This is a genomic window from Schaalia sp. Marseille-Q2122, assembly GCF_903645355.1.
Classification (GTDB): Bacteria; Actinomycetota; Actinomycetes; order Actinomycetales; family Actinomycetaceae; genus Pauljensenia.
Genome location: NZ_CAHJXR010000010.1, coordinates 1 through 20410 on the forward strand (window position 1 = coordinate 1; position 20410 = coordinate 20410).

16 protein-coding genes and 1 pseudogene are annotated in these 20410 nt (G+C 61.3%); 8 read left to right on the forward strand and 9 right to left on the reverse strand.

Translation table 11 applies throughout. The features are described from left to right. Window positions 1-1293 (forward strand): annotated as a pseudogene (locus HWX48_RS10755) (hypothetical protein); the annotation flags it as partial. Window positions 1294-1422: 129 nt separating this feature from the next. Next, the gene (locus HWX48_RS10760; RefSeq protein WP_175957437.1) at window positions 1423-2037 is read left to right on the forward strand and encodes a uridine kinase; all 615 of its coding nucleotides are present in this window, start codon (window positions 1423-1425) and stop codon (window positions 2035-2037) included. An 877-nt stretch (window positions 2038-2914) separates the two neighbouring features. Here the strand turns inward: HWX48_RS10760 and HWX48_RS10765 are convergent. Beyond that, window positions 2915-4528: a lysine--tRNA ligase gene (locus HWX48_RS10765; protein ID WP_175957439.1), complete on the reverse strand. Its 1614-nt coding sequence runs from the start codon at window positions 4526-4528 to the stop codon at window positions 2915-2917. Window positions 4529-4718: 190 nt separating this feature from the next. Here HWX48_RS10765 and HWX48_RS10770 point away from each other — a divergent pair, with 190 nt between their 5' ends. Next, on the forward strand, window positions 4719-5681 hold the full coding sequence (locus HWX48_RS10770; protein WP_175957441.1) for a hypothetical protein: 963 nt from the start codon (window positions 4719-4721) through the stop codon (window positions 5679-5681). Window positions 5682-5813: 132 nt separating this feature from the next. Here the strand turns inward: HWX48_RS10770 and panD are convergent, their stop codons facing one another. The 5 genes from panD to HWX48_RS10795 form a co-directional block, all read right to left on the reverse strand. Continuing rightward, entirely contained in the window at window positions 5814-6278 is a 465-nt protein-coding gene (gene panD / locus HWX48_RS10775; RefSeq protein WP_303048079.1) for an aspartate 1-decarboxylase, read from the reverse strand. Further along, window positions 6275-7210 (reverse strand): pantoate--beta-alanine ligase, encoded by a 936-nt coding sequence (panC, locus tag HWX48_RS10780; protein ID WP_175957443.1) that lies wholly within the window; start codon window positions 7208-7210, stop codon window positions 6275-6277. The genes panD and panC overlap by 4 nt, the downstream gene beginning before the upstream one ends. A gap of 358 nt (window positions 7211-7568) precedes the next feature. Beyond that, window positions 7569-8561, reverse strand: coding sequence for a Rossmann-like and DUF2520 domain-containing protein (locus HWX48_RS10785; RefSeq protein WP_175957445.1), 993 nt, complete (start codon window positions 8559-8561; stop codon window positions 7569-7571). Next, window positions 8558-10162, reverse strand: a complete 1605-nt coding sequence (locus tag HWX48_RS10790; RefSeq protein ID WP_175957454.1) for a PH domain-containing protein — start codon at window positions 10160-10162, stop codon at window positions 8558-8560. The genes HWX48_RS10785 and HWX48_RS10790 overlap by 4 nt, the downstream gene beginning before the upstream one ends. A 7-nt stretch (window positions 10163-10169) precedes the next feature. Further along, entirely contained in the window at window positions 10170-10652 is a 483-nt protein-coding gene (locus HWX48_RS10795; RefSeq protein WP_175957462.1) for a PH domain-containing protein, read from the reverse strand. Between the two features lie 125 nt (window positions 10653-10777). Here HWX48_RS10795 and HWX48_RS10800 point away from each other — a divergent pair, with 125 nt between their 5' ends. The 4 genes from HWX48_RS10800 (at window position 10778) to HWX48_RS10815 (ending at window position 14555) form a co-directional block, all read left to right on the forward strand. Then, on the forward strand, window positions 10778-11491 hold the full coding sequence (locus HWX48_RS10800) for a response regulator transcription factor (RefSeq protein ID WP_175957463.1): 714 nt from the start codon (window positions 10778-10780) through the stop codon (window positions 11489-11491). A 3-nt stretch (window positions 11492-11494) separates the two neighbouring features. Continuing rightward, a complete protein-coding gene (locus HWX48_RS10805; RefSeq protein ID WP_254873086.1) occupies window positions 11495-13015 on the forward strand; it encodes a cell wall metabolism sensor histidine kinase WalK in 1521 nt (506 codons plus the stop codon). An 87-nt stretch (window positions 13016-13102) separates the two neighbouring features. After that, window positions 13103-14098, forward strand: a complete 996-nt coding sequence (locus tag HWX48_RS10810; RefSeq protein WP_175957464.1) for a hypothetical protein — start codon at window positions 13103-13105, stop codon at window positions 14096-14098. Window positions 14099-14261: 163 nt separating this feature from the next. Then, window positions 14262-14555, forward strand: coding sequence for a WXG100 family type VII secretion target (locus HWX48_RS10815; RefSeq protein WP_175957465.1), 294 nt, complete (start codon window positions 14262-14264; stop codon window positions 14553-14555). Between the two features lie 155 nt (window positions 14556-14710). Here HWX48_RS10815 and groL read toward each other — a convergent pair whose 3' ends face one another. From groL to HWX48_RS10830, 3 genes are all read right to left on the reverse strand, one after another. After that, window positions 14711-16330: a chaperonin GroEL gene (gene groL, locus HWX48_RS10820; RefSeq protein WP_175957466.1), complete on the reverse strand. Its 1620-nt coding sequence runs from the start codon at window positions 16328-16330 to the stop codon at window positions 14711-14713. A 232-nt stretch (window positions 16331-16562) separates the two neighbouring features. Next, window positions 16563-17930 (reverse strand): hypothetical protein, encoded by a 1368-nt coding sequence (locus HWX48_RS10825; RefSeq protein WP_175957467.1) that lies wholly within the window; start codon window positions 17928-17930, stop codon window positions 16563-16565. Between the two features lie 987 nt (window positions 17931-18917). Further along, window positions 18918-19523 carry a LytR C-terminal domain-containing protein gene (locus HWX48_RS10830; protein ID WP_175957468.1) on the reverse strand — a complete coding sequence of 202 codons (606 nt, stop codon included), beginning with the start codon at window positions 19521-19523 and terminating at the stop codon, window positions 18918-18920. 120 nt (window positions 19524-19643) lie between these two features. Here HWX48_RS10830 and HWX48_RS10835 point away from each other — a divergent pair, with 120 nt between their 5' ends. Then, window positions 19644-20330 (forward strand): uracil-DNA glycosylase, encoded by a 687-nt coding sequence (locus HWX48_RS10835; RefSeq protein WP_175957469.1) that lies wholly within the window; start codon window positions 19644-19646, stop codon window positions 20328-20330. Window positions 20331-20410 lie beyond the last annotated feature (80 nt).

A 20410-nucleotide genomic window follows, 5' to 3' on the forward strand; every position in this document is an offset into this window, starting at 1 on the left:
CCCACCCACGAGGCCACCGCCACCTTCCCCCTAGCGGCAGGAGCCACCAGCCCCGACCCCTCCGGCGAGGGCGTATGGACTCTGATGGAGTGGCGCTCAGTATCAACGACGATCTCCGTTGATGGCCTCACCCAAACCGAGAGGCACAGTGCCGTCTGGGACTACCGCAAGTGGGAGACATACACCGTGTCGTACATGCTGCGCTCACCTGGGACCTCGACCGCCGTCACAGCCCCCACCACCGGCGGAACGCCTCTTCCCACGCATGTACGGGAAAACTCCACTCTCACACTGCCGATCAGCCCTGGAGACACCTTCACCGTCAACGGCGCTGACACCCCACTGTACGTACTCCAATCCGTCGAAGGAGCGCCAACTGGCCCGGTGAGCGAAGCCCCAACCATCACCCTGGTGGCAAAGGAACGCACGCACACCCATCGTTTCAGCGTTGAAACTCTCGGCACCGATAAGCCCCTACCACCCGAAGTTGTCACCACCTACCCGGATTACGAGGGCCAGCCTGTTGTCTACCCGACAGTCACCCCGGCGAAGGTCACGGTGCCTGGCGGGGAGTGGATCTCCCAAGGCTGGAGCGAAAGCGGCACGAACCTGTCGCCTGATGGCCTGATCGAGACACACACTCACGTGCTGTACTGGAAGTTCAGGCAGATCTTTGATGTGGTCAACCCCCAGCCACCATTTGCAACATCGGATGAACTACTCAACGCACATCCTGAGCTCGGCGCACCCGGCGTCCCAGTGAACGTGGTGACGCAGGGCTTGCCTTTCAGCGTTGACGCGCAGGGCTTCACGCCCTCGTCGACAGTGGACATTTACAGTTACTCGACGCCTCGCCTGCTGGGGACGGTCAGCGCTGATGCGCATGGCCGCGTTTCCACCAGCATCTCCATTCCTGCTGACCTCAGCCCCGGGATTCACTTCCTGACCCTTAGGGAGCGCGGGAGCGCTAAGCCTCAGACAATCCTGAAGTTGAATGTCCTCAAGGCCTCCCTCCCGCCAGGGGGTGGGCACACGCCTGGTGGGCACACGCCTGGCGGTGCTCCCACTCCTGGCACCTCTCCCACAGTCAATCCTCCGGCTGTCACTCCACCGGCCACCACTCCACCATCCGACGCTCCGTCGGCGAGCAGCCCTCAGTCGACCATTCGTCGCAAGCCTCGCCTCGCTCAGACCGGCGTCGGTGACAACGGCGAGGACGTAGCCCTACTGCTCCTCATGTCGGGCCTGGCGCTGGCGGCTGGCGCCTCGGCGCCTGTGCGTTCTCGCCGCTGACTTCCTTGAGAGGACTCTCATCCCCTTCCCTCACATGACTGTGGGGCGCCACGACACCTGTGTCACATGTGGCGCCCCACAGTGCGGGGAGGGGGAAAGTTTTGGCTGAAAGACGGTATCCTCATCATCATGTCTAAGGCTCCGGTGCGCGTCATTATCATTACGGGACCTTCCGGTTCAGGGAAGTCCTCCCTCGCCCGCCGCTTGGGCCTACGCTCTGTGCGTTTGGATGACTTCTACCGCAGCTATGACGCTCCCAATATGCCCATGGTCGACGAGCACCTCATCGACTGGGATGATGTGCGCTCCTGGAATCAGGAGGCCGCCATCACCGCCCTCATTGAACTGTGCACCACCGGGCAGACCGACACCCCCGACTACGACATCCCCACCAGTTCCGTCGTGGGCACTCGACATCTACGCCTCGATCCTTCCGAGAAGGTCATCATTGCCGAAGGCATCTTCGCCGCTCACTGCGTTCCCGCCCTGAAAGAGCACGGCCTGTTAGCCGACGCCATCTGCATTGCTCGCAACCCCTGGCGCAATGCTTACTTCCGCTTTATCCGCGACATCAAGAAAAACCGCAAGTCCGTGCCGGTGTTGATTCGCCGAGGCCTGTACCTCACCCAGCGTGAGCCCGCTCAGATCCGCGAGTGGACGGCTCTGGGCTGTCGGCCTCTTCCTTCCCTTGAGGCGGCTATTGAAGCGGTGAGAGCAGCGGCGGCCAAAGCGCAGGCAGGCTAAGCGTTCACTGCCAGGCACCTCCCACTGTTTCCCTCCAGCTCATAGCTTCGACAGGTATCCTCAAGTGCCATTGGTACAGATCATCGCCATCGGTACGAGGCACACCCCATACCAACAGCGCCCAGACATACCCACAGCACCCAGACATACCCACAGCACCCAGACATACCCACCCCAGGCCACCTCACCTCCAGACAAAGCCCCCAGGCAACCCACCCCCTAACCACACCCCACAGGCACACCTAAGAGCCACCGGTACAGACCAACGCCATTGGTACGGATCGTCACCACCGGTACGAGGCACACCCCATACCAACAGCGCCCAGACATACCACAGCGCCCAGACATACCACCCCAGGCCACCTCACCTCCAGACAAAGCCCCAGGCAACCCACCCCTAACACACCCACCCCCCACAGGCACACCTAAGAGCCACCGGTACAGACCAACGCCATTGGTACGGATCATCGCCATCGGTACGAGGAACACCCCATACCAACAGCGCCCAGACATACCCACAGCGCCCAGACATACCCACCCCAGGCCACCTCACCTCCAGACATACCAACAGCGCTAACTCGCACCCATAGCCGCGCGGACAAGGCAGGGACGCCTCGTCAGGCTAGGCGGGCAAACCTCCACCAGCGGCAGGGTGTGCTGGCGGCGGTGGGGTAGGCCCGGGCAGAAAACCACACCCGCTATCGCACATGCAGAGGCCCCCACCCCACCGCAGCGAAAGGACAGCTTTCGCCAAGGTGAGGCAGGGGCGCCTCGTCAGGTTAGGTGGGCGTTGAGCCGACGCGTAGTGTCAGGCTCATGGGCGAACGAGGCGGCCCCGGAAAACCGGAACCGCCTCACCAACACCGAGAAACTGAACCTACAGCTTCTTGACCAGGGGGAAGGTGATGGTCTCGCGAATACCCTGGCCGGTCAGGGCCATGAGCAGGCGATCCAGGCCCATACCCATGCCACCGGCGGGCGGCATGCCGTACTCCATAGCCAGCAGGAAGTCCTCGTCCAGCACCATGGCCTCGGGATCACCATCGGCGGCAGCCAGGGCCTGAGCCTCGAAACGCTGGCGCTGAATCACCGGATCAACCAGCTCAGAGTAGGCGGTGGCCAGCTCGAAGCCTCGCACGTACAGGTCCCACTTTTCAACCACGCCCGGCTTAGAGCGGTGCCCTCGGGTCAATGGCGACGAATCCTCGGGGTAGTCTCGTACGAAGGTGGGCTCCCACAGCTGATCGCCAACGGCGGCTTCGAAGAGGGTTTCAGCGACCTTACCGGTGACGTAGTGGTCGGGCACTTCCTCGTCGAAGTCTCGCTTGAGAATCTCCACCAGCTCCTCGCGGGGAGTCTGAGCGGTGATGGGGCGGCCGATGGCTTCGGAGGTTGCCTCGTACATGGAGATTTCCTTCCACGTACCGGACAGGTCGTAGGTGGAGCCGTCAGGCAGGGTAACGACCTCGCTACCCAGGGCTTCGCGGGCGGCGCGCTGGATAAATTCGCGCGTGCGGCGGGCCATGGTGTCGTAGGAGCCGTAGGCTTCGTAGGCTTCCAGCATGGTGAACTCGGGCGAGTGCGAGGAGTCAGCGCCTTCATTGCGGAAGTTGCGGTTGATTTCAAAGACCTTATCGACGCCGCCCACGACCGCGCGCTTGAGGAAGAGCTCGGGCGCGATACGCAAGAACAGTTCGGTGTCGTAGGCGTTCATGTGGGTGCTGAAGGGGCGGGCGGCGGCGCCACCGTGCAGGACCTGCAGCATGGGGGTTTCGATTTCAATGAAGCCGGCCTCGTCGAAGTAGGCGCGCAGGGACTTGACCACCTGGGCGCGCATGCGCACCATGTCGCGGGCGGCTGGGCGCACGATCATGTCGAGGTAGCGGCGGCGCACGCGCATGTCCTCGGACAGGCTCATTTCGGTGCCGTCTTCGGCGGTGTAGGTCTTGGGCAGGGGGCGCAGAGACTTCGCGGCAACAGCCCAGGCGGGGACGGGGTCGCCCTCGTTGATACCGGGGGTGAAGAGGCCTGCGGGGGCGGTGCCGGGGCAGGCCAGAATCGACAGTTCGCCGCGGCGCGAGGAAATGACGCGGCCGTGAACGAAGAGGTGATCGCCCAGGTCAACGTCGGCCTTGTACTGTGCGAGGGAGTCAACGCCAACTTCAGCGGCGGAGAGCATGACCTGGATGCGGTTCCCGGCACCGTCTTGGAGGGTGGCGAAGCAGAGTTTGCCGCCGTTGCGGGCGAGCATGACGCGCCCGGCGATGCCGACCTCGTCAGTGGTTTCATCGCCCGCCTCGAGGTGGGCGTACTTTTCGCGCACCTCTTCAATGGTGGAGGAGATCGGCAGCACCACGGGGTAGGCCTCGGTGCCGGCATCAAGCATTCGCTGACGCTTTTCCGCACGAACTCGCACCTGCTCGGGTGCGTCGTCGGCAACGTCAGTGGGGAGTTCGGGGGTGTCAATCTTTGCGTCAGTCACGTCTATCATCTTAGCGCCTTGCGTTTGGGCCTGTTTTCTTCGTTTGACGAGGCTCCCGCCGCGCCTCCTTAGGGAATATCAGTCCTCGTGTGGACGGTTGCGGTGGGTGGGTGCGGGTGCGCTTAGGATGGTGGCATATGGCTCTATCGCGGTACTCTGCGCGAGATTGCTGTTGGAGAGAGGGTTGACTGGGGGTGTGATGGGATTGTCTGCGTCACGTTCGTCGGCAAAGCAGCGCCAAGCAGATGGGCTTCGCAAGGAAGGCGATCAGAACGCACGACGCGCAGCGGGCGGCGAGCAGCCTCACAGCCTGTGGTCGCGCGCGCTGAGTTCACGTTTCATGCAGGAGCTGCGGTGGACCTTCACCTGGCCGATGCTGTGGATTCAGAGCGTCGCCGTGAACCTTGCTCTGGCTGTGTTTTATCTGCTGTTTCGCCAGCCGAATCTGGGCGGGCACTACGACACGGTGTTGCTCTATTGCGTGTATTTTTCGACCTTCATCCTGGCTGATGTGACGACGACGAATATTTTTGGCCTGGATGTTCCTCGTACGACGGAGGCCCTCAAGGAGGGGCAGTCTTTCCTGCGGATTCTTTTGCGGAAGAATGCTGTGCAGTGCGTGGTGATTGTCCTGCCGATGCTTGTGATTACGGCGGGGTGGACGGAGTATCTCTACCACGATTCGGAGATGCTGCGGACGGTGCCGGGTGTGCTCTACCCGATGGTGTTGTTTATGGCGGTGGGGAACTTGATTAGCGTTCTTTTCCCTGTGGCTCAGGCGCCTTTTTCGTGGCATGTGCGTACGTGGAGGAGTTGGCGCTGTCAGGTGCCACTGTTGATTTCCTACGCGATTCCGTGGGTGATCTTCGCGGTGTGGGTGTACACGGATCTGCCGGGGTGGCTCAACGGTATGTTGATGGACGCGGGCAGTGATGATTTTGTGCCACCCGCTGAGAATGCGACAGCACTGTTGGTGGCTTCGTTTGTCATTTATTGGTTGGTGACGCTGCTGAGCGCGTTGTTGTTCCGTTGGCGCGGTTTTGTGTTCCTCGGGCAAAAGAGCCTGGTTGAGCAGGCTCCTTTTGACGAGGAGATGCGCGAGGCCCTCGCGGAGTGGTGGCCTGAGAGTGGCCGCGAGGCTGATGCGTGTGCGACCTCATAACACTGGCCTGGAGCGAGGTCCGTTGAGCCCGACACGAGCTTGATGTGTGGAGTCCAGCGTGTTGACTCAAGCTCTCCCTCAACCTCTAGGGGCACGTCCTATCAGCGCCCAGCCTCAGGCTGATTCGGCCCTTCACACGCCTGCGGACTTCAGGCCCTGGGCCTGCGCAGCAGGGTGAGCCTCGGGTACTTCGCCGGGGTTCTCGCCCGTTTCGACAATGCGATTCTGAGCGTCGACGAAGACAACGCTAGGTTTCCAGGTGCGCACGCGCGATTCGGGCACGTGAGAGTAGGCGATGATGATGACGAGGTCACCGGGGTTGACCAGGTGGGCGGCGGCACCGTTGATTTGTAGGACACCCGAGCCGCGCTTGCCAGCGATGGTGTAGGTCGACAGGCGCGAACCATTGTTGATGTCGACGATGTCGACGCGCTGCCCTTCAGCGATGTCAGCGGCATCCAGCAGGTCAGCATCAATGGTGACTGACCCAACGTAGTGCAGGTCTGCGCTGGTGACGGTGGCGCGGTGAATCTTGCCGTGCACCATTTCGCGCATGATTTCGGGCTGCATCATGCCCTGCGAGGTATTCATGGTCATCCTCGGACCTCCACGGTCATGGCCATATTGTCGATCAGGCGGGTTGTGCCCACCCGGGCGGCGATGAGCAGGCGTGCTTGGACTCTGCCGCGCGCGCTTCCAGCATTGAGGGGCTGGAAGGAGTGGTCGTCCACCAGTTCAACATAGTCGATGTCCACGCCACCTTCAGCATCCAGTACTTGGCGAGCGGCTGCGATGACGAGGGTGGGAGCGGCGCCGACGGCTGCGGCCTCGGCACCGACCGTCAGTGCGCGGTTGAGCGCGCGGGCGCGGGTGCGCTCCTCAGGGGAGAGGTATTGGTTGCGGCTGGAGAGGGCCACGCCGTCAGTGTCGCGCACGATTGGCACGCCCACGATTTCAACTGGCATGTCGAGGTCACGCACGAAGGCGCGGATGACGGCCAGCTGTTGGGCGTCTTTTTCGCCGAAGAGTGCGACCTTTGGGCGGGTCAGGTTGAGTACCTTCGTGACGACGAGGGCGACCCCGGCGAAGTGGGTGGGGCGCGATGCGCCTTCGAGGTGGTGGCCAACCGGGCCGGGGTCAAGGGTGATGAGGGGTGCTTCGGGGTAGACGTCTTCTGGGGCGGGTGCCCAGACGAGGTCGGCTCCGACTGTGGTGAGGGCGGCGATGTCGGCTTCGAGGGTGCGGGGGTAGGCGTCGAAGTCCTCGCCCGGGGCGAATTGGGTGGGGTTGACGAAGATGGTGACGACGACGTGGTCGGCGTGGGTGTGGGCTTGGCGGACGAGTTCGAGGTGCCCGTCGTGGAGGGCACCCATGGTCATCACGAGGCCGACGCTGCCGGGTAGTTCTGTCAGGGCGCTGAGGTAGTCGGCGCGGCTGTGGACTACGTGGGGGCGCTGTCTTGCTGCTGAGGGGCTTGCGTTGGTGGGAGCTGCTGCGTGGTGATGATTCTTCGCGTTGCCAGAAGTCATGGGTCTATTCTCCCCCTTTCACCTGCAGCTGTGCGCAGGAAAGAATGAGCGATCGCCCACGGCTGGGGTAGGGGCATGCCTGGGGAGGCCTCCGGCGCCCACGTGTGCGCCCAGGCAAGAAACGATCCTGAAGCAGGCCATTTAAGCCTTGGGCTCACATGCGGGCGCCGGGTGGCAGAGAAGGTCAGACTGGAACGGCGGGGGCCTAGGCTGATGTGCAGCACCCAGGTGTGCGTCCAGGCAGGAAATCGGGGTGAAACTACCCGATCAAGGTTTGAGCTCACACGTGGGAACCCCAAGGAACTACGGCTCTGTGCAAATAGGTAGATGGACAGAGAGTAGTCGGTGATGGCGTGCCTTAGTGATCAGCCTCAGTGTCGTCCAAGGCGCGGAGGATTTCGGCAGCTGCCCGCTCGGACAGGCTGCCTTTGCGCACGAGCATGTCCACGGTTTGGCGGGTCATGTGCGCGTAGGTCCGTGCCACTTGGGCGGTGGTGAAGTCCAGGGTTTCGACCCCCGCCGTGTCGCTGGCCTTCCCATCCCCCTGCCCGGATCCAGCGCCCAAGCCAGTACCAGTACCAGTACCAGTACCGCAGGGTTCCCCAATCAGAGCCTTCATATGGGATCGAATGGTGCCCGCATCGCCGCGCATGATCGGTCCTGTCAATCCGGCGCTGCCATCACGCAAGACCCTGTCAAGGGCCGCTTCGCACAGGGGCCGCAGGTAGTCGCCGGGGTTGTCCACCCCGGCGGCACGTAGGAGGTCCTGAGCTTGGGCAAGCAGTGTGACTAGGAAGTTTGCTCCGTGCGCCAGTGCTGCGTGGTAGAGGGTGCGTGCCTGCTCGGAGACCACCACGGGCTCTCCGCCCATCTCTACCACGAGGGCCTGAGCGATGGGCAGGACGGGGCCGGCAGCGGTCACTGCAAAAGGTGTTCCCACCAGGCGCGCCACATCGACGGAGGTGCCGGTGAAGGTCATGGCCGGGTGGATAGCCAGGGTAATGGCGCCGCAGGCTTGGGCGGGGGCGAGCAGACCGACCCCATGCGCGCCGGACAGGTGAATCACCAGTTGACCGGGCTGCCAGGCTTTCAGTGCGGCAAGTCCTTCAACGAGGGGGCCGATCTCATCGTCAGGAATGGCAATAATGACCAGTTCACTGCGTTCAACAAGGGTTTGCACATCGAGGATGGGCACACCGGGCAGCATGGCGTCGGCGCGTTCGCGGGAGGCCTCAGATGAGGCGGTGACGCCCACGATGCTGTGACCGGCGGCGCGCAGGGCGGAGCCGATGACGGGGCCGACGTGTCCCATGCCAATGATGCCGACGCCAAGGCGACCGGGTTGGTTCATGGTGCGTGTCCTTCACTATCTGGCGAGGCCGGGGCGCTCTTCTCCCCATCGAGAGCGGTCGTGACACGCTGCATCCACTTTTCAGGCGGCTCTGAGGCGCGACGCTGACTCGACAATTCGAGGAGTTGTGCCATGAGTTCGGCCGCGAGCGCCCCATCAACATGCTCGGCGTGAGCCGTGACGGATCCGGGGACGATTTCCATGTGGAGGGAGCACAGGTTGTAGCGGCGCTCAATGGGCCCCTCGTGGATGGACATGGATTGGAGGCGTTCGACGGGGGCGATGGTCATTCGGCGGTTGAACCAGCCGTCGCGGATTGCGAAGACGGTCTGCGTGAGAGCGACGGCTCTGCGCTTCCAGGTCACCCAGTCCAGCCAGCGCGTGTCGGGGCGGTTGGGGTGGAAGTAGCGGTTGTCTGTGGCGTTGACGCCGTGGAGGGCTTCTTGGATGAAGGCGAGGGGGTCGTCCACTCCCAGGTCGCGCACGACCAGCCAGAGGGCGAGTTCTGCCTCTTGGCGGGTGCCGACGGGCAGTAGCACATCAGAGTTTTGCGAGGTGGACCCGTTGGATTCGGCTCCGGTGACGTACCCGGCTTGGAGGATGCGGACGCGGTACCAGTCGCGTGAGCGCCACAGCAGGGGTTGGACGACGTGGACGGCGTGGATTCTGCGTGGGGGGATGGTTTGGGAGCGGGTTTCGAGTAGGCCTCGGCGGATGCGGATGCCGTCGGCTGATACTGCTGCGGTGAAGTTAAATTCGCCGACGAAGCGGTTCCACAGGTAGGAGATGAGGCCCAGTACCAGTGGGAGTAGGCCGGGCAGTGCGGCGAAGGCGACGTTGGGTTTCCAGAGGAAGAGGCCGATGATGACGATCACCATGGCGACGGTGAGGAGCGCTCCGATGAGAACGCCGGTGGAGCGCAGGAGGATTCGATGAGTGTGCCCGCCGAGACCTGGTAGAGGGCGTTCGGGCGCTTCGGCGAAGGCGGGGTGGGGTGTGGCGCGGCGGAAGGCTCGGGGTGGGCGTTTCCGTCGGTGGCGGTGGCCTCGTCGTTGGGAACAGTGGCTGACGGGCTGGGCTGCCTGAGTCCGGCTGCGAGGGGATTCGCGCGTAGCGAGGCTCGCTGAGTAGCCGAAGGTGAAGTTCGAATCCGCGCCGCCTGCGACCTCGACGTGAAGTTGTCCGAGGCCGAAGAGTCGGCCGAGTACGGGGTGGACGACGTCGACAGCTTGGATGCGGTCAAGGCGTGCGTGGCGTTGGCTGCGGAAGATGATGCCTTTGCGGAACCAGAGGGCATCCGGGGTAAGCGCGTAGGTGGTGTTGCGCCATGAGAGCCAGGAGAAGAGGACGATGGCGACGAGGACGAGCAGGAAGGATCCGCCTCCGATGATGACGACTGTGAGGAGGCCGAATGATTCTGCAACGCCCAGGGAGTAGAGGTCGGCGATGACCTGCGAATTCTGATAAACAAGGAAGGCAACGAGGGCTGCTAGGGCTTTCCAGGCGTTGAGTGCTGGAGAGACAGGGTGGAGGCGTCGCCATTGTTCGGCGGGCACTCCGGTATCGACGGCGCGGGAGGTGGTTGGGGAGGTGTCTTTCATGGGTGCCTCACAGTCCGGCGAGTTCGGCGGATCCGCGCTGTGCGAGGAGGTCGCGTAGGCGGTTCGCTTCGGCGGCGGGTAGGCCGTCGAGGGAGCCCGCGGTTTCTGCTGATGCGGTGTGCAGGGTGATGGAGGCGATGCCGTAGTGGCGGGCGATGGGGCCTTCGTTGACGTCGACGTATTGGATGCGCCCGTAGGGGACGGCGGTGAGGGAGCGGAACATGACGCCGCGGCGGATGATGAATTCGTCGTCGCTTTCGGCGTATTTGATGTTGCGGACTTGGCGGGGGATGAGCCACATGGTCCACATGAGGATGGCGAGGAAGAAGGCTGTGCCGATGTAGAAGGCCCAGTGGAGGAAGTAGCCCAGGAGGGCTGTGGCGATGATGAAGGGGAGGTTTCCGATGAGGCTGCCGAGTCGTCGCACGGGGATGAGGGATTCGGAGATTGGGCGGAATTCAACGTCTTGAGGCAGTGTTGGGTTGAGCATCGGGGCGTCCTTTGTGGGCGGGGTTTTCTTCGCTGGGGTTCATTGTCCCACGCCGAAAAATACGACCACAATTTTATTCATATAACTCCCAGTAAACATCCAGATAAGTGGGGCAGGATTGTCATATGTCTGAACCTGAAAGCACCCCCGCCGAGGCGCGCCTACTCGTCGTTGACGACGAACCCAATATCCGCGATCTCCTCGCCTCCTCCCTCCGTTTCGCCGGTTTCGACGTCCTCTCCGCTGAAGATGGCGCCAGCGCCTACCGCACGGCCACCGAGGAAAACATCGACCTCATCGTCCTTGATGTCATGCTCCCCGACATGGATGGCTTCACTGTCACCAGGCGCCTACGCGAAGCTGGCATCACCATCCCCGTCCTCTTCCTCACCGCTCGCGACGACATGCGCGACAAGATCCAAGGCCTCACCGTCGGCGGCGACGACTACGTCACCAAACCCTTCGGACTTGAAGAGGTCGTCGCCCGCATCCGCGCCATCCTCCGCCGCACTATGGCCTCGTCCAACGACGACGGCACCCTGCGCGTCGGCGATCTCGTTCTTGACGAGGACGCACACGAAGTCCGCCGCGCCGGGGTTGACATCGACCTCTCCCCCACCGAGTTCAAGCTCCTACGCTACCTCATGATTAACGAGGGCCGCGTCGTCTCCAAGATGCAAATCCTTGACCACGTGTGGGAATACGACTGGGACGGCGAGGCCGCCATCGTCGAGTCCTATATTTCCTACCTACGTCGCAAGCTCGCCGTTGACGGCGCCAGCGGCGACCTGATTCAAACGAAACGAGGAGTGGGCTACATCCTTCGCGAGGACAGTTAAGCCATGCGCTGGATCGACCAGCTTCACGATATGTGGAACGCCAAACCCCTGGTGTTCCGCCTGGTAGGGCTCATTGTTACCCTGCTGACCTTTGGTATGACCGTCTCGGGGACAGTCATGGTGGGTCTCTTGCAGCGGCACCTCATTGAGCAGATTGACAGTCAACTCATCTCCTCCGCTGAAGCGCTGGCCAATCGGACCCACGACAAGAGTCTTCAAGACGCCCTGGGCGAATCCGACTCACCAACCTCCTACTACATCCGCTACAAGCAGGTTGGCGACCAAACTCCCCGTGAGTCCTACTTCCCTATCACCATTAAAGAGGCTGGTCACCCGGAGATCCCGGACCTCATTAAGCTTGATGGGCGCCCCGCCTCACAAGTTTCAGCCACTCAGCCCGTCACAGTGTCCTCGTCGAAAACGGGGGCAACGTGGCGGGCCATGGCCATCCCCATGGAAATTCGCAGCACAGACCACTTTGTTGGCGTGGTAACAATCGCATTGCCACTGACAAATGTCCAGCACACCATGCGCACAACTTCGGCCTACTTCACTCTGGTGGGCATGGTCATCATCGCCAGCGGCGGTTTCCTGGGGCGTCTTCTCGTGCGCCACGCCCTCACGGGCCTGCGCCACATTGAGTCAACGGCGGGCAAGATCGCCGCCGGCGACCTTACGCAGCGTATTGATCCCGAACCGCCCACCACCGAGGTCGGCTCCCTCGGACAGTCGCTCAACACCATGCTGTCGCAGGTCGAACAGTCCTTTGAGGCCCGTCAAGCCTCCGAACGCAAGATCCGCCGTTTCGTCTCCGATGCCTCCCATGAGTTGCGCACCCCCCTGGCTGCCATCCGCGGCTACTGCGAGCTCTACGCTCTGGGCGGCGTGCCTGAGGATCGTACGGCTGACGTCATGGGCAGGATTCAATCCGAATCCACGCGCATGGGCAACCTCGTCGAGGATCTACTCACCCTGGCTCGCCTCGACGAAGGCCGCCCCCTGGACTTCACTGAATTGGATATGGTGGAAATGGCCGAACACGCGGCCTTTGACCTCAGGGCTCTTGATCCTGATCGGAAGGTACAGGTGCGCGGCCTGGGCAAACATCCGCTGCCCCGCAAGCTCCTCATCACCGCCGACCGCGATCGCATCCAACAGGTGTTCACCAACCTTATTGGTAATATCGTCCGCTACACCCCCGCTGGTTCACCTGTGGAGCTGGCAGTGGGCGTCCGTGACCGGGATGCCATTATTGAATTCCGCGACCACGGTCCGGGTATTGCCGCGAAGGATCACGAGCGCGTGTGGCAGCGTTTCTACCGAGCGGAGGACTCGCGCGCACGCTCCCTGGGCGGATCGGGCCTTGGCCTGTCCATCGTGTCGGGAATTATGCACGCCCATCACGGTGCGGCCACCCTTTCGCATACGAATGGGGGTGGTTTGACGGTTCGTATTGCTCTTCCTCTGGATCGCGAAGATGACGACGATCTGTCATCATCGAAGAACGACAAGGCGACGCACTAACGTGATTACCACCACCGGAAGTGTGGGAAACACCGCACAGGCGTTAGCATTGCTCGGTAAGGTCTGACTATCAGGAGTGGTTGTCTCATGGGTGCAGAAGCACCTCAGTGGCTTTTCAGTTCTTTTGTGGACGCACTGCAAGAGATCGGTGCAACCGCGTCGAGAGCCGAATGCGAGGCGGAGGCGCGTGACCTCGTCGCACGCTGGTCAGCGCCTGAACGCACCGCGCATTCTTTTCGCCACCTCATCAACGTGCTCGCCCACATTGACGAGCTCTCCGCTAGCGTCCACGACCCTGACATCTTGCGTGTGGCCGCCTGGTATCACGGAGCAATTCTCGACCGCACCCCCTGCACGGCGCGCGACGAACTTGACCCCTCTGCCACTGCCTCGAACTGCCCGGATCTGACGCGCAGCCGCCTTGAGGGCCTGGGGGTGAGCGAGGATGTCATCACCCGCGTCCTCGAACTCATCCTCACTATTTCCCGCCACGAGGCGGCACGCGACGACACTGACGCTCAGGTGCTTGTTGACGCTGATCTTGCTCGCCTGGCTGACTCTCCGCGTGACTTTAAGAAGTACTGCGAGAATCTGCGCGAGGAATACCACGCTGTTGACGATCTGACCTACTTCACTGCCCGTCGAAATGCGATCCGCCGCCTGCTTGCTCGCGAGACCGTCTACCACACCACCGCCGCTCAGGAGTGGGAGGATACGGCCCGAGCAAATCTTGAGGTTGAGCTTCTTCGCTTGGAGGAGCGCATTCGCGCCCTCAACCCCGATGCCAATCTTGACGACACGGACGATGATGATGCTCCCGTCGTTCCCGCGGTGAGGAAGTCCCCTGCCGTTGACCCTGGGACGAGAGCTGACGAGGACAGCCTTCCCCCTGCAGAAACGGTCATTATTAAACGTAAGCAGCTCAAGAAGAACCAGGCCGCTGCCGCTGAAGAGACGCCGACAACGACAGGGGTGCTCCCGGTTTTGGCTCCCGTCGAGGAGGACGCCGTTCCACCGGTGGCGGGCGACGATGACGATGCCTCGTCTTTGGAGACTGCGATTGACGCACTCAATGTCCCCTGATCGGCGGGTTTGAGAACTTCCCTGCGAGTTATCCACAGGCCCTGAGGGTCGAAATGGGTTATCCACAGTGCAGCTGGCACACATTCGGTGTGTGCCAGCTGTTTTTCTAGCCTGGGAGTAACCGCCTGGCAAGAAGGATCGGGCGCTCAGGAAAGGAATTCCCATGGCCACCTATACCGTTGACTCTGAGCTTGTTGCTTCCTCCGCTGCGCGTGTGGCAGCCAGCAGTGAGACTATTCGCGCCGAGGTTGCCTCCCTCATGGCTGACCTCGTGAACCTGCAGGGCACGTGGGCTGGCGCAGCCTCAGCCAGCTTCTCTGACTGCGTCACCCAGTGGCAGGCCACCCAAGCCCAGGTTGAAAGCGCGCTGACGGCCATCGGCACGCAGCTGGGCACAGCTGCCAGCGTCTACGCCGAGGCAGAGGCCCAGAGCACGGCGTTGTTTGCTGGCCGCTAAGGCGTCATCGCCCGCCCGTTCTTTAGGCTGGGCGCAGGAAAGCGCCCCACCGGGTCGCCTGGAGTGTTTCTACGCTATGAATACGCGCATAACAACCCATTGGCGTGGCCCGGTAGGGCGCTTTTCGTGTGAGTTCCGGGGAACTCAGGGGGCTATCAGTACATGCCGCCCATGTCGCCTTCGCCGCCGCCTGCTGCGGGGGGCTCAGGCTTGTCGGCAACGACGGCCTCGGTGGTGAGGAACATGCCGGCGATGGAGGCAGCGTTCTGCAGTGCAGAACGGGTGACCTTCACCGGGTCGGAGATGCCCTGAGCCATGAGGTCGCCGTACTCGCCGGTAGCGGCGTTGAGGCCGTGGCCGGCTTCCATGTTGGCAACGCGGTCGGCGACAACGCCACCTTCCAGGCCAGCGTTCTCAGCGATCTGCTTGAGGGGAGCGGAAACAGCCACGCGAACGATGTTCACGCCGGTCGCCTCGTCGCCTTCAACAGCGAGGGAGTCGAGCGCGACGTTGGCGGCCTGGATGAGGGCCACGCCACCGCCGGCGACCAGACCCTCTTCGGAGGCGGCGCGAGCGTTACGAATCGCATCTTCGATGCGGTGCTTGCGTTCCTTGAGCTCAACCTCGGTGGCAGCGCCGGACTTGATGACGGCAACGCCGCCGGAGAGCTTAGCCAGGCGTTCCTGGAGCTTCTCACGGTCGTAGTCCGAATCGGTGTTTTCGATCTCGGACTTGATCTGGCGGATGCGGCCTTCGAGCATGTCCTTGTCGCCAGCGCCTTCAACGATGGTGGTCTCGTCCTTGGAGACGACGACCTTGCGGGCACGGCCCAGCAGGTCAAGGTCGGCAGCTTCCAGGGACAGGCCAACGGTCTCGGAGATGACCTGGCCGCCGGTCAGGATCGCCATATCCTGCAGCATGGCCTTGCGACGGTCACCAAAGCCGGGGGCCTTGACGGCCACGGACTTGAAGGTGCCGCGGATCTTGTTGACCACGAGGGTGGCCAGGGCTTCGCCCTCGATGTCCTCAGCAATGATGAGGAGGGGCTTGCCGGTCTGCATGACCTTTTCAAGGACGGGAAGGAGGTCCTTGACGTTGGAGATCTTGGACTCCATGAGCAGGACGTAAGCGTCTTCGAGGACGGCTTCCTGACGCTCGTTGTCGGTGACGAAGTAGGCCGAGAGGAAGCCCTTGTCGAAGCGCATACCCTCGGTGGTTTCCAGGGTGGTTTCGAAGGAGTTGGTTTCCTCAACGGTGACGACGCCTTCAGCGCCGACCTTCTCGAACGCCTGGGCGATCAGGGCGCCGATGGCGGGGTCGTTAGCGGAGATGGAGGCGGTGGCGGCGATCTGCTCGGTGGTTTCGACGGGGCGAGCATCCTTGTGGAGCTGAGCGACGATGACCTCAACGGCCTGGTCGATGCCGCGCTTGAGGGCGATGGGGTTGGAGCCGGCAGCAACGTTGCGCAGGCCTTCACGCACGAGGGCCTGGGCGAGGACGGTGGCGGTGGTGGTGCCGTCGCCTGCGACGTCGTCGGTCTTCTTGGCAACTTCCTTCACCAGTTCGGCGCCGATACGCTCGAAGGGATCTTCAAGGTCGATTTCCTTAGCGACGGACACGCCGTCCTTGGTGATGGTGGGGGCGCCCCACTTCTTGTCGAGGACGACATTGCGGCCCTTGGGGCCCAGGGTGACCTTGACGGTGTCGGCCAGGAGGTTGAGGCCGCGCTCCATGCCGCGGCGCGCTTCCTCATCAAAGTGAATGATCTTTGCCATTTGGCTGTTGTTCCTTCCGCGGTGCGGATTGGGGGCCGATGCCCGCGACGGACGATTCTGCGCCATGCGCGTTCTGGTCACGCGCAGGGAGAACCTCATCGGATCCCGGATTGTCTTTCACTCGACCATGGCGAGTGCTAACACCAAGTTTGGCACTCACCCCCTACGAGTGCAAGACGAGGCGGGGCTTTCATTGATTTTCCGGGGAAAGATCACAGCCTTAAGTGCGAAACTAAGCGCGAATAAGGAGGTATCGAACATAGTAGACGACTGGGTAGTCAACAGGGTCTAACGACAACATCGAGGGAAGCGCCAAAAAGAGGACCGCATAGAGCACCGCGGCAACGAACAAGCCCGTTCGCCAGTGAGCCTCTTCAGGCACTTTCAGCTTCTTCCACCACTGGATATTGATAATCGCCCATGCAAAATAGAGCACGCTCAACAGCATCAATGCCAGCACGCCAGAGACCATGCCCTCCAAGGAGATTCCAAAGATACCTCTCCGGTTCGACGTAATCAGCAACAGGGCAAGAACCGGAGAAAGCGTTCCCACCAAAAGAAATAAGCGCGTTAAGGTAAGAGAAACTGTGACCCAATCGCTTTCAATGCGATAGATGAAAACTGTCGCTACGAGTACGGGAAATGTCGCAAGGAGACTAAGAAAGGTTCCAACATTGCCGCCAGCTCCTCCACTGGTGGAAACGAGAGCGACTTCCAAAGTTATCCGCGCAACAAAATATGCGACGACGGCAACGAACAATGCAGGCACAAGAAAAATCCTGCGCGCCGTAGCGACGTAAAGATCAAGTAACCACCCATTTCCCAATAGCACTTCAGGAGAGTCTCCGACAGCGGCACCTCTACTTTCTAGGAAACTGTAGAAGTGGGCAAGCCTCCCATGATTTACTCGAAGGTTTACTTGATCCGGGGTACACTCCACATCGAGCGCCGCCATGAACTCATCCTGAACCTCGGCCTCAGGCAGCGATCTCTCCCTCAAATCCGGAAGACATTGATCTATAGCCGATGAAAGAGTACACAAATCTCCGTCAGGGGTACGCAACGGTATTTTTAGTCCAGCCGCCAGAATAGAGGCACCTTCTGGCACCCTGAACCGCAAGTGAGGGTTCTCGCCATCCAGGACATCCGGAACAAGAAGCCGCCAACGAGCGACAGGAAATAGGCCCCAGCGCAATGACGAGATCTGCGAATCATCTCGGGTCATTACCTTAAGTTTAATAATTGCACGCAGAACCCCCGGGTCGTCAGGGATTGAAATCGCCACATGATGCCGAGAGCCCAGCTCAAGCAGAAATTCACGGAACCCTGAATCCTGGAAGCAATCCTCCATTCGCTTCGGTGCAAAGGGAAACGAGATTTCTGCATTATCCTCGATAGACTGATAGAGAGCTTTTGGCCACTTTGCTAGACGCTCATCTTCCTCAATCGTCTTCTTATCGCTGAACGCAATGATGAAGGAGAAAAGGCAAGAATAGTCCTGATCTGAAAGCAAGCTCAGATCAGCCCCACTACACTTCATGTATCCCATCAAGGCGAGGGTACATATAAAAGCGGATTCTCGATGGGAAGCGAGAGACACTTGACGCTCCCAAGGGCCCTCAAGATCAACACTCATGAGATACTTACGCGAGAGATACATTAACGGAAGCCAAAGTCGGCCAGTCAGATCCCGAAGCCCACGCTGGTAGGAACGAATCTCCGCAATATCAAGATCGAAAGAGAATTCTTGACTCGCTGCCCGACGAGTCACCATCTGATACGTAGAAATCTTCCGTGTAATCCACGTTTCTCGCCCAATGGCTGCGCGGTATACCCCTTCAGCATAATCCGCCACCTCCTGAGCGGTAGGAGGCCGTTTCAGAGAGCAAGCGCGCTCAGTTTCCTCTGAAGGCTCGCAGGGGGCGCTGGATCTTCTCCCTGACAGCTGGAGGCATGCCGTAAGAAACACTTTCAGTGAAGGCATAACCACCTCTCGAACGTCTGTCTGTGCGAATCTCTCGACTTCGAGCAAGAGCGTCGAGATACACGCCCACTTCCCCGTGTGCGTCCTGCTTAACTGCCTGATCCTGCCCTCTTGGGCTGGGAGTAGGATAACTCAATGGTCTGGTCTCAATTCTTTCTTTGCGCCACTCGTTGCGAGGGTTGGCTCCCATGATCCATTTGTCGATAGCGGCAAGTGTAATACTCCACCTCACCAAAAGAGAAGATCTTTCACCGGCTACCTCAAACTGTTACCTAAATTTCCGGAAATAGCCAGGTTACTCCCACCTAAATGCGTAGGTATCCAGGTTTCAGATTCAACGCTCATTAACGTCAGCGCAACCTCCACCGCTGCCTCCGGGTCGATCCAGAGTCTCCGGGCCCGGGCTTCGCAGATCGACCAGGCGACAGCGGTACAACCAGACGCGCGAAGTGCAACCAAGGCTCGCCGGTACAACCGGTCCGGGCGCGATCCAAGCAGCGGGCGAGGCATGAACCCAGGGTTGACAAAGGTGGCCGAAACACAACGGGGGGTGCGTCCTTTCGGACGCGCCCCCCAGCATCAGACAGTTAAAGCGCTCAGACGTTATCGCAGCAGGACAACGACGTCAGCATTACCCAGATCGGTGGTGTTGACAGCAACCGCGTCAATACCCAGGATTCGGGCGATTTCATGGGCGGTGGCCTCCACCTGGGGGCTCTCGTAGTAGACCGTCGACACTTGGCTTTCCCAGCCGTCAGCATTTGCTGCGGTGGTACCAGGGAAGCCAGCCTCATTCAGGGTGCCGGCCTTGCTTGCAGCCAAGCCTTGAGTGTCCGTGCCATTGAGGACCGTGATCGCAACATTGTGGTTGATCTGCGCAGCCTGAGACTGGGGTTCGGACTGAGGTTGATCCTGTGCGGGTTCAGGAGCTGGTGCAGGGGCGGGCTCAGATTGAGGCGCCTCAACCATCGCATCAGATTGGGGTTGCGACTGAAGCTGATCAGAAACCGTCGGCACATCCGATTGTGCGGTGACCGTGCTGGAGCTGGTCAATAGTTGGCTTGCTCCCCAACCGAGCACGGGAACAGCCACCAGGATCACCAGGAAAGGAATGACGTTCTTCCAGCGCGACGGCTGGGGACGGTGCATTCCTACCGGCATATCCTCGCCAGCAAGATCAAATTCATCCTTGGGGTACTGAGAACTCACACTCACAGACTAGCGGCACATTGGCGAAATCTCGATGTTTACTGCCGAGCGTTGTCAAAAAACACACCCCAACACCTGCATACTCCCCTCCCTCACTCCGGTGCCCCTACACTGAAAGACGTGACTTCATCGACGACGCCCCGCCCTCTGACTGAGATTATCGACCCCGGATGGGCTGCAGCCCTGGCGCCCGTAGAGGAGCGCATTCACGAGCTGGGAAACATGTTGCGCGCAGAAACAGCCGCCGGCCGCGGCTACTTGCCGGCTGGAACGGACGTCCTGCGCGCCTTCACCTACCCCCTCGACCAGGTCAAGGTGCTGATCGTCGGGCAGGACCCCTACCCCACGCCTGGGCACGCTATGGGACTCTCCTTCTCCGTCGCCCCCGGCGTTGCGCCACCGCGCTCGCTGGTCAATATCTTCACCGAGCTCAGCGCTGACCTGCAGATTCCCCGCCCGACCTCGGGCGACCTCTCTCCTTGGGCGCGCGAGGGCGTGTGCCTGCTCAACCGGGTGCTGACCGTTCAACCTGGCGAGGCCGGCTCGCATCGCGGACGAGGCTGGGAGGACGTGACCGCTTGCGCGATTGACGCCCTCGTTTCACGAGGCACCCCGCTGGTGGCGATCCTATGGGGACGCGACGCGCAAAACCTCGCCCCCCGCCTGGGGTCAACGCCGGTCATCGCCTCGCCGCACCCCTCACCCCTGTCGGCGAGCCGCGGCTTCTTCGGATCCCGGCCCTTTAGTCGCGCCAATGCCCTGTTAGTAGAGATGGGTGCTGAGCCCGTGAACTGGACGCTGCCCTAGTCCAGCGCAGGTCATTAGCGAAATAGGCACTTCGGCAAGTGCATCCCTCTCTTCCAATGTCCAGCGTAATTGCCCTTCAT